Origin of the sequence: Microbacterium sp. B24 (genome assembly GCF_000333415.1) — a bacterium.
GTDB lineage: Bacteria > Actinomycetota > Actinomycetes > Actinomycetales > Microbacteriaceae > Microbacterium.
The window spans coordinates 1-10206 of record NZ_BADB01000085.1; the positions used below are offsets into that span (position 1 = coordinate 1).

The window sequence follows — 10206 nt, forward strand, 5'->3', positions numbered from 1 at the left end:
ATTCGAGCTCGGTCCCGGGGATCCTCTAGAGTCCGGGCGTTCGCCGCCAGCGGCAGCTTGTAGACGTAGCCGTTGATGGCCCCCGTCTCGAGGTCCTTCTCCTGACGACCGACGGTCGCGATCTCGGGCGCCGTGAAGATGTTCGCGGTGATGCGGCGACGCTCCAGCGGGATGACGGTGTCGCCGAGCGCGTGGAAGATCGCGGTGCGTCCCTGCATGGAGGCCACCGAGGCCAAGGGAACGAATGTCGTGCAGTCGCCGGCCGCGTAGATGTTCGGCACCGATGTGCGCGCGACACGGTTGACGCGGATGTGACCGGACGGCGTCAGCTGCACCCCGGCATCCTCGAGGCCGATGCCGGCGGTGTTCGGGATCGAGCCGACGGCGAGCAGGCAGTGGCTGCCTTCGACGGTGCGACCGTCGGAGAGCGAGACGACCACGCCGTCGGCGGTGCGTTCGACCGCGTCGGCACGGGAGGTGGACAGCACCGTCATTCCGCCGCGGGTGAAGACCTTCTCGAGAACCGCGGCGGCGTCGGCGTCCTCACCCGGCAGCACCTGGTCGCGACTGGAGATCAGCGTGACCTTCGCCCCCAGGTTCATGTAGGCGGAGGCGAACTCGGCACCGGTGACCCCGGAGCCCACGACGATGAGGTGCTCGGGAAGCGCCTTCATGTCGTACAGCTGCGTCCACGTGAGGATCCGCTCTCCGTCCGGGCGCGCGGTGGGAAGCTCGCGCGGCGACGCGCCGACGGCGACGACCAGGGTGTCGGCCTCGACACGATCGAAATCGGTGCCGCCGGGGCCGGTGGCCACGACGATCGCGTGATGGCCGTCCAGACGCCCGTGCCCCGAGATGATGCGCACCCCGGCATCGACCAGCTGCGCGCGCATGTCATCGGACTGCTGCCGAGCCAGCGAGAGCAGGCGCTTGTTGACGCGGCGAGGTTGTTCGCGACCTCGGGCTTGAGCGCGACGCCGCTCTCCCCCTTTGCGAAGAACTGCACGCCGAGGTCGGAGGCCTCCGAGATGGCGACAGCGGCCTCGGCGGTGGCCATGAGGCTCTGGAGGGGACGACGTCGGTGATGACGGCCGCCCCGCCCACCCCCGCGCGCTCGACGAGGGTGACGTCCGCACCGAGCTGCGCGGCGGCGAGCGCCGCCTCGTACCCACCGGGACCGCCCCCGAGGACGGCGACCGACTGGGTGTTGACGAAGCTCGAGGACATTGCTCCATTCTCTCAGGCCCCCGGCGTCGCCCCGTGCCGCTGCGATGACGGCGATCGGCGCACGAGGCGAGTGGCCCGCCGGAGCCGCGGTTCCTAGAGTGGGAACATGTCCGACATGAACACCAACCCGCTCGACGACCCTTCTGCCGACCCGTTCGAGGTGGCCGCGCGCGCCGCCGGCGACATCGCACGCCTCACCGGCGTCGACCGGCACGACATCGCGCTCACGCTCGGCAGCGGTTGGGGCAAGGCGGCCGACCTCGTCGGCGAGACGACCGCGACGATTCCCGCGACCGATGTCACCGGCTTCAGCGCGCCCGCACTGGCCGGCCATGTCGGATCGATCCGCAGCATCGTCACCCCCGAGGGAAAGCGCGTGCTCGTGATCGGCGCCCGCACGCACTACTACGAGGGACACGGCGTCCGCCGGGTCGTCCACAGCGTCCGCACGGCCGCCGCGACCGGAGCGACGACGATGGTGCTCACCAACGGAGCCGGCGGCATCAAGGAGACGTGGACGCCCGGGACGCCCGTGCTCATCAGCGACCACATCAACCTGACGGCCGACTCGCCGCTGGAGGGGGCGACGTTCATCGACCTCACCGATCTGTATTCGTCGCGCCTGCGAGAGCTCGCCCGCACGGTCGATCCGACCCTCGACGAAGGCGTGTACTGCCAGTTCCGCGGCCCGCACTACGAGACCCCCGCGGAGGTGCAGATGGCCAAGACGATCGGCGGCCACATCGTCGGCATGTCGACGGCGCTCGAGGCGATCGCCGCGCGTCAGGCCGGGATGGAGGTGCTGGGCTTCTCCCTCATCACCAACCTCGCCGCCGGCATCCAGAAGACCCCGCTCAGCCACGCCGAGGTCATCGAGGCCGGCCAGGCCGCTGAGCCCGTGATCTCCGCGCTGCTGGCTCGCGTGATCGGGCAGCTGTGAGCGGCGCGGATGCCGCGGGGACGACCGTGCTCGACGCGGCGCGCGCCTGGCTCGCGCAGGATCCCGACGAGGTCACCCGCGCGGAGCTGAGTGCCATCGTGGATGCCGCAGCGGCCGGCGACGAGGCGGCATCCGCCGACCTCGCCGATCGTTTCGGTTCCCGCCTGCAGTTCGGCACGGCGGGACTGCGAGGACGGCTGGGAGCGGGCAGCAACCGCATGAACCGGGTGCTCGTGTCTCAGGCCGCCGCGGGATTCGCCGCCTACCTGCGTGAGAAGGCGGCGCCGGGAACGACACCACTCGTGGTCATCGGCTACGACGGGCGTCGCAATTCGGACGTGTTCGCCCGCGACTCGGCGGAACTGTTCGCGGGGGCCGGCCTGCGGGCGGTGCTGCTTCCGCGGATGCTCCCCACTCCGGTGCTGGCCTTCGCGGTGCGCCACCTCGGCGCCGCCGCGGGCGTCATGGTGACGGCGTCGCACAACCCGCCGGACGACAACGGCTACAAGGTGTACCTCGGCGGCGCCGACCACGGCTCACAGATCGTCTCCCCCGCCGACGCCGAGATCGCGGCGCACATCGACCGGATCGCGGCGACCTCGGCGGTCCCCGACCTGGCTCGCGCCGAGTACGAGGTCGCGGACGAGTCCGTCATCACCGCCTACGTCGCCGCCACCGCGGCCGTCGCCCCCGCCACCGCGGGTGCGGCCGGCATGAACTGGGTGTACACGGCCATGCACGGTGTCGGTTCCGAGACCCTGCACGCGATCCTCGAGCTCGCGGGCTATCCCCGACCCACCGTCGTGGAGGCGCAGATCGCGCCCGACGGGCGCTTTCCGACCGTCGCCTTCCCCAATCCGGAGGAGCCGGGGGCCATGGACCTCGCGTTCGAGACGGCTCGCGCCGTCGGCGCCGAGTTCGTGATCGCCAACGATCCCGATGCCGATCGCCTGGCCGTCGCCCTGCCCGACGAGACCGCGCCCGGGGGCTGGCGCCGCCTGACCGGGAACGAGATCGGGCTGCTGCTCGGGTGGCGTGCCGCGGCCCGCGCCGTCGAACGGGGTGAGACGGGATCGCTGGCCTGCTCGCTGGTGTCGTCCCCCGGCCTGCAGAGCGTCGCGGAGCACTACGGTCTCGACTTCCACGCGACGCTGACGGGCTTCAAGTGGATCTCGCGCGCGCCCGGCATCCTCTACGGTTTCGAAGAGGCCCTCGGATACCTGGTCAACCCCGAGACGGTACGCGACAAAGACGGCATCTCCGCCGCGGTGGCGATTCTCGGCATGATCGCCGAGGCCCGCGAGCGCGGCGAGAGCCTCGCCGACCTGCTGCGGGGCTTCCCGGAGACCTTCGGCTTCTTCGCGTCGGGGCAGGTGTCGCTGCGCGTCGACGATCTGTCGATGATCGGGCGCATCATGTCGGCGCTTCGCCAGGCTCCGCCTGCTCGGGTGGGCGATGTCGCGGTGACCGGCATCGACGACCTGCTGACGGGCACCGGCGGCGTGCCGGCCAGCGACGTGCTGCGGCTGTGGCTGGAGGACGGGTCGCGCCTGATCGTGCGACCGAGCGGCACCGAGCCCAAGCTGAAGGCCTACCTGGATGTGCGCGGCACATCGGCGGACGATGCACAGGAGCGGCTCGCCGCTCTGGATGCCGGCACGCGGGCGCTGATCGCCGCGGCGCAGGGGTGAGTGCGGCGGTGGGTCGACCCGGGGAGGTTCAGCGCATGCTGCTGACCGAGCCGGTCGTCCTCGAGAACGAGCGTGTCCGACTCGAACCGCTGCGGGCCGATCACGCGGCCGAGCTCCAGCGTGCCCGCGAGGGGCTGGAATACGCCTGGTACACCTCCGTCCCCTCGGACGCGAGCGCGGACATCACCCACCGGCTCGCCGAACGCGACAGCGGACGCATGAACCCGTTCGCGGTGGTGGTCGACGGCGTGGCGGTGGGGATGACGACGTTCTGCACCATCGATCTCGACAGTCCGCGGGTGGAGATCGGCTACACCTGGTTGTCGCCGACAGTGCAGCGCACCGGCGTGAACACGGCCGCCAAGCTCCTGCTCCTGCAGCACGCGTTCGAGGCGTGCCACGTGATCGCCGTGCAGTTGTGCACGCACTGGCACAACCGTCAGTCGCGGGCCGCGATCGAGCGCCTCGGCGCGAAGCAGGACGGCGTGCTGCGCAATCATCGAGTGGGTCCCGACGGCACCCTGCGCGACACCGTGATCTACTCGATCCTCCCGCACGAGTGGCCGACGGTGAAGCGGGGCCTTCAGGCTCGCCTGCGCTGAGCGTCGACGACGGGCGACGCGGCGTGGGCGCGCCTCAACCGTCGACGACGGCCACCAGTTCGTCCAGGAAGGGCCCGAACGACGTGCCGCGGCGGACGATCCGCTGCACGCTGTCGCGTTCGCTGAAAACCTCGACCAACTGCTCGAACACCGTCTGGAACGCTTCGCGATCGCTCTCGGAGAAGGCCACCATTGCGATCACCTGCACGCGGCCCTCACCCCAGGCCATGGACGGGTCGGCGATGCCCAGGGCGATTGCCGTGCGCGTCGCCGTCATCCCGATCGCGTGCGGCACCGCGAGCGCGTCCGTGAATGCGGTCGAGGACAGCCGTTCGCGCTCGAGCGTGCGCTCGACGTATCCCTCGTCGATGACGCCCTGCGCGACGAGCCGGGCTCCCAGATCGCGGATGACGCTTTCCTCATCGGCGTCTGCAGAGACGCGTCCGATGAAGGCATCGGCGGAGAAGTAGCGGCCGAGCTCGTCCCGCAGTCGCGCCAAGCGACGCGCGCGGCGCACGCGTCCGGCCGCCGCCTGCACGCGCTCGATGTCGCTCTCCGTCAGGAAGGGCTGGATGCGCACGATGCCGTCACCGGCGAAGGGCGGGTCGATCGTCGTGAGGATCAGATCGGTCTCGATCGCCCGCCAGTCGGGGTCGGCCCGCGTGTCGACGCCGACCACATCGACCGCCTGTCCGAGCGAGCGGTCGACGCTCGAGCGCAGCAGTTCGTGCAGTTCGTAGTACCCAGGGCACACGATCGTCGCGGTCAACACGGTGCCCGCGTGCCGACTGCGCTCCAGCTGGCCGCCGACGTGCATCGCGATGTAGGCGATCTCGTCGTCGAGCAGGGGGATGCCGAGAAGCCCGCGCAGGCCGTCCGCGATGAAGACCGCGACCTCGAAGATCATCGGGTAGGTGGCCTTCAGCGACCGGGTGAGGGGGTTGCGCGACCACGCCTGCTCCTGTGCGCGCAGCCGCAGGTTCTGCACGTGGAGGGCGAGGCGCAATACGAAGTCCTGGTGCTCGATGTCGACGAGGAACTCGGATGCCGCACGGTGCACGATGTCGCGCACGGCCGCCTCGACCTCGGGCTGGAGACCCGCTCGTGTGACCGACGCCGCCTCGCCGGGACCGGGCGCCACGACGCGGCCGAGGACGAGGGCGGCGAGGTGTCGACGGTCTCCCGCGCCCAGGCGCACCCCCAGATGCCGCTCGCACAGCGTGTCGAGCAGAGCCCCGACCTGCTCCTGAGCGGGCGTCGTCTCATCGAGCGCGGCCGTCTCCAGCGCACGGTCGTGCGCGACGCGGTCGGCGGTGATGGCGACGTGCATCATCACGTCGCCGATGCCGAACTCGTTGACGAAGTAGCCGAGCTCGCGCAGACCCGAAACGAGATCGGCTTTGAACGGGCCGAAGACCGCTTCACCGATCGATCCCGCGCCGAGGCTGCGCCGGAGGGCATCGAGGTCGAACGCGCCGTCGTCGGTCTCGTCGTGCGCGAGCCGGCTCAGCAGGCGCCGCTGCGCCATCTCCGTGCCTTTCAGTCGCGCGCGCGACCCGCTGCGCTCCAGCGTGAGCTCCGTGTCGCCCAGCAGCGCGCGGACCCGGCCCAGGTCTGCTTCGAGTGTCGCCGGACTGACGTGGAAATCGTCGGCGGTCTCGAAGACGTCGATGCCTTCCCGTCCCGACAGCAGCCGGCGCACGAGCCGGTGCACGCGCTCCCGCGGAGTCGCGGCATCCGCTCCGGCTCGCAGCGCAGCGGGCGCATCCGCGCCCGCACGATAGCCGAGCGGACCGGACTCGACGACGACGCCCCGGGGAACGCGAGCATTGAGCGCGGTGACGTAGCTGCGGATGCTGCGAGGGGTCACGCCGACGATGTCGGCGAGTTCGGCGGCCGTGAGCCAGTCGCCCTCCCGCGCGAGCAGCGCGATGACACGGTCCTGACGCGCTCTGCTCACACCGTCCAGTCAACCACGCCGCCCGCGGGGTGTTTCCGCCCCCGCGGAAACAGGTGTGGTTGTCGCCTCCCAGCCCTTTCACAAGAATGGCCGAGAAGGAGGCGGATCGATGAGGATCCTCGTTGTGTGCGGCGCGGGTGCGTCGAGCACTTTCGTCGCGCAGCGTGTCCGTCACGCGGCGCAGGCGGCCGGGCGTGAGCTCAGTGCCGTCGCCGGCACCGAACAGTCGCTCCCGATCGACATCGACGCCGCAGACGTCGTGCTCGTGGGCCCCCACCTGCACGGCAGCCTGGACCGCATCCGTCGCGAAGCGGCGCCGCGTCTGGTACGCGTGATCCTCCTTCCGACCGACATCTTCAGCGATCTCCACGGTACGCGCGCCCTCGCGCTGATCGACGAGACCCTGAGCGCAGACCCCGACATGCCCGCTTCGACGGAGAGGAACCCCGCATGAGCTCTGTGTCCCGCACGATCCGCATCGGATCGTCCAACGGATTGCACGCCCGACCCGCGAAGCTCTTCGCCCAGGGCGTGAAGGACTCCGGCCTGGAGGTCACGATCTCCAAGGGCGCGGGTGCACCGGTCAACGCCGCCAGCATCCTGGGCGTCATCTCACTGGGAGCTGAGAAGGGCGACTACGTCACCCTCACCGCCGAGGGTGAGAACGCGAACGCCGTGCTCGACGTGCTCGCTGAGCTGCTGACGACCGATCACGACGAGAACTGAACCGAAGGAGAGACCCGAAGATGAGTGAACTGCGTGGAGTGGGTATCGGACTGGGCGTCGCACAGGGCCCGGTCGCCCGCATGGCCGATCCCCTGCCCGCCCCCTCGGACGTCCCCAGCACCCTCACCCCCGACGAGGAGCTCGCACGTGTCCGCGAGGCGGTCGCCGCCGTCGCCCGCGAGCTGGAGGAGCGGGGTTCGAAGGCCGGAGGCCTCGCCCGCGACGTGCTGGAGGCGCAGGCGATGATGGCCGAGGACCCCACGCTCGACACCGAGGTCTCCACGCGGGTGAACGCTGGCAAGACCGGTGAGTACGCCGTCCACGAGGCGTTCGCGAGCTTCCGCGACACCCTGGCCGCGATGGGCGGCTACCTGGGTGAGCGCGCCGCCGACCTCGACGACGTCGCCCAGCGCGTCATCGCGCGCTTGCGCGGCCTGCCCGCGCCGGGCGTTCCCGACCCGGGTCACCCCTTCGTGCTCGTCGCCAAGGACCTGGCGCCCGCCGACACCGCGCTGCTCGACCTCGACCAGGTGCTCGCACTGGTCACCACCGACGGCGGACCGACCTCGCACACCGCGATCCTCGCGCGCGAGAAGTCGATCGTCGCCATCGTGGGCGCCGCTGCCGCCAAGGACCTCGTCGACGGGCAGACCGTGATCGTGGACGCCGCGAAGGGCGTCGTCACCGTCGATCCCACCGAGGACGAGCGGGCGCAGGCGCAGAACCGCGCCGATGCCCGCGCTGCCGCGGCATCCGCTCCACTCACCCCGGGCGCGCTCAAGGACGGCTCGGCGGTTCCGCTGCTGGCCAACCTCGGCAAGCCGGGCGGCGCCGCCGAGGCGGTCGAGCTCGGCGCCGAGGGCGTCGGCCTGTTCCGCACCGAGTTCCTCTTCCTCTCCGCCACCCAGGCTCCGACCGTCGACGAGCAGACCGCGTCGTACACCGAGCTGCTGAAGGCGTTCTCCGGCAAGAAGGTCGTCGTCCGCGCGCTCGACGCCGGCGCCGACAAGCCCCTCGCCTTCCTCAACGACGCGCACGAGGACAACCCCGCACTGGGCCTGCGGGGCCTGCGGGCCCTGCGCGCCAGCGAGGACATCCTGCGCGAGCAGCTGACGGCGCTCGCCAACGCGGATGCCGCCACCGATGCCGACCTCTGGGTCATGGCGCCGATGGTCGCCACCGTCGAGGAGGCCGACTACTTCGTGGCGCTCGCGAAGGAGTACGGCATCAAGACGGCGGGTGTCATGGTCGAGGTTCCCTCGTCGGCGATCCAGGCGAAGCGCATCCTGCAGATTGCGGACTTCGCCTCCATCGGCACGAACGACCTCACGCAGTACACGCTCGCCGCCGACCGCCTGCTCGGCTCGGTGGCGTCGTACCAGGACCCGTGGCACCCCGCGGTCCTCGAGCTGATCAAGATGACCGCCGACGGCGGCAAGACCAACGGCAAGCCCGTCGGCATCTGCGGCGAGGCCGCCGCCGACCCGCTGCTGGCGGTCGTGCTCGTCGGGCTCGGCGCGACGACGCTGTCGATGGCCCCCACCGCCCTCGCGGACGTGCGCGCCTCGCTTCTGCAGTACACCCGCGAGGATGCCGAGCGCATCGCCGCGGCAGCCCTCGCCGCCGATGACGCGGCATCCGCACGATCGGCGGCTCAGGCCGCCGCTGAGAACCTCGCCGGCTGACGGCGCGGCACATTCGAAGGGAACGGAAGACAATGACAACGGCGTCCACGACATCGACGGGGGTGAACCGCGCACGCGTCGGCGTGCAGAGGTTCGGCACCTTCCTCTCCGGCATGATCATGCCGAACATCGCGGCCTTCATCGCCTGGGGCTTCATCACGATGCTCTTCATCACGAAGGGCTTCTTCGGCGCGGAAAGCCCCTTCGGATGGCACTGGTCGCCCGTCGCCGAGATCATCGGCGGCGGCGGAAACGCAGCCACTATCGGGTGGAACGGCGCGATGACGGCGCTCGCGAGCGGCGATGTCACCGTCTACGTGGGCTTGGTCGGCCCGATGGTCACGTACCTACTCCCGCTGCTGATCGCCAACACCGGCGGCCGCATGGTCTACGACGCCCGAGGCGGCGTCGTCGCGACCATCGCGACGATGGGTGTCATCGTCGGCACCGACATCCCGATGTTCCTCGGAGCCATGATCATGGGTCCGCTGGCCGCGTGGATCACGAAGCAGATGGACAAGCTCTGGGACGGCAAGATCAAGCCCGGCTTCGAGATGCTGGTGAACAACTTCTCCGCCGGCATCCTCGGAATGATCCTCGCGATCGTCGGCTTCTTCGCCTTCGGTCCGATCATGCTCGGCATCTCGACGTTCCTCGGCGGCATCGTCGGCTGGCTCGTGAGCGTCAACCTGCTGCCGCTGCTGTCGATCATCGTCGAGCCGGCGAAGGTGCTGTTCCTCAACAACGCCATCAACCACGGCGTGTTCACGCCGCTCGGCATCCAGCAGGCGACCGAGGCCGGCAAGTCGATCCTCTTCCTCATCGAGGCCAACCCCGGTCCCGGTGTGGGTCTCCTGCTGGCGTTCACCTTCTTCGGCGTGGGCGCCGCTCGCGCCTCCGCTCCGGGAGCGATCATCATCCAGTTCTTCGGCGGCATCCACGAGATCTACTTCCCGTACGCGCTGAGCAAGCCGATGACGATCCTCGCCCTCATCGCGGGCGGCGCGACCGGTGTCACGACCAACATGCTGCTGGGCGGCGGCCTCGCCTTCCCGGCGGCACCCGGCAGCATCATCGCCGTGACGGCCGCCGCCATCGGCCCGGGCGTCGGCAACCTGTTCGTCGTCTACCTGTCGGTCATCCTCGCCGCCGCCGTCACGTTCCTGATCACCGCGGTCATCCTGCGGGCCTCTCGTAAGCGCGATCTGGCCGCGGAGGCGGAGTCCAGCGCCTCGTTCGAAGCGGCGATCGCCCAGACCGAGGCGAACAAGGGCAAGAGCTCCGAGGCCCTCGCGGGCCTCCGTGCCGGCGCCGCCGCGAACGCCGGGCTGGAGGGCGACCAGTCGTCGCTGTCGGCCGACCGCGCCGCCATGCC

General features: G+C 70.4%; 8 protein-coding genes and 1 pseudogene. 7 read left to right on the plus strand and 2 right to left on the minus strand.

The features are described from left to right. A pseudogene (locus tag I5I_RS01935) lies at window positions 1–1227 on the minus strand (NAD(P)H-quinone dehydrogenase); the annotation flags it as partial. Window positions 1228–1333: 106 nt separating this feature from the next. Here I5I_RS01935 and I5I_RS01940 point away from each other — a divergent pair. The 3 genes from I5I_RS01940 to I5I_RS01950 are packed head-to-tail and all read left to right on the plus strand — an operon-like array spanning window position 1334 to window position 4460. After that, a complete protein-coding gene (locus I5I_RS01940; protein ID WP_036315800.1) occupies window positions 1334–2167 on the plus strand; it encodes a purine-nucleoside phosphorylase in 834 nt (277 codons plus the stop codon). Next, window positions 2164–3858, plus strand: a complete 1695-nt coding sequence (locus I5I_RS01945; protein WP_036315804.1) for a phospho-sugar mutase — start codon at window positions 2164–2166, stop codon at window positions 3856–3858. Before I5I_RS01940 ends, I5I_RS01945 begins: the two co-directional genes overlap by 4 nt. Before the next feature lie 35 nt (window positions 3859–3893). Continuing rightward, window positions 3894–4460 (plus strand): GNAT family N-acetyltransferase, encoded by a 567-nt coding sequence (locus I5I_RS01950; protein ID WP_036315807.1) that lies wholly within the window; start codon window positions 3894–3896, stop codon window positions 4458–4460. Between the two features lie 34 nt (window positions 4461–4494). On the opposite strand, the gene I5I_RS01955 is transcribed toward I5I_RS01950, so the two are convergent. Continuing rightward, window positions 4495–6420 (minus strand): BglG family transcription antiterminator, encoded by a 1926-nt coding sequence (locus I5I_RS01955; RefSeq protein WP_036315809.1) that lies wholly within the window; start codon window positions 6418–6420, stop codon window positions 4495–4497. A 109-nt stretch (window positions 6421–6529) separates the two neighbouring features. Between I5I_RS01955 and I5I_RS01960 the strand changes: the two genes are divergently transcribed. From I5I_RS01960 to I5I_RS01975, 4 genes are all read left to right on the plus strand, one after another. Further along, on the plus strand, window positions 6530–6874 hold the full coding sequence (locus I5I_RS01960; RefSeq protein WP_036315812.1) for a PTS sugar transporter subunit IIB: 345 nt from the start codon (window positions 6530–6532) through the stop codon (window positions 6872–6874). Then, the gene (locus I5I_RS01965; protein ID WP_036315814.1) at window positions 6871–7146 is read left to right on the plus strand and encodes an HPr family phosphocarrier protein; all 276 of its coding nucleotides are present in this window, start codon (window positions 6871–6873) and stop codon (window positions 7144–7146) included. Before I5I_RS01960 ends, I5I_RS01965 begins: the two co-directional genes overlap by 4 nt. Before the next feature lie 20 nt (window positions 7147–7166). Continuing rightward, window positions 7167–8831: a phosphoenolpyruvate--protein phosphotransferase gene (ptsP, locus tag I5I_RS01970; protein ID WP_083867899.1), complete on the plus strand. Its 1665-nt coding sequence runs from the start codon at window positions 7167–7169 to the stop codon at window positions 8829–8831. A 32-nt stretch (window positions 8832–8863) separates the two neighbouring features. Next, a partial coding sequence (locus I5I_RS01975; RefSeq protein WP_036315820.1) for a PTS transporter subunit EIIC occupies window positions 8864–10206 on the plus strand: 1343 nt, incomplete at its 3' end.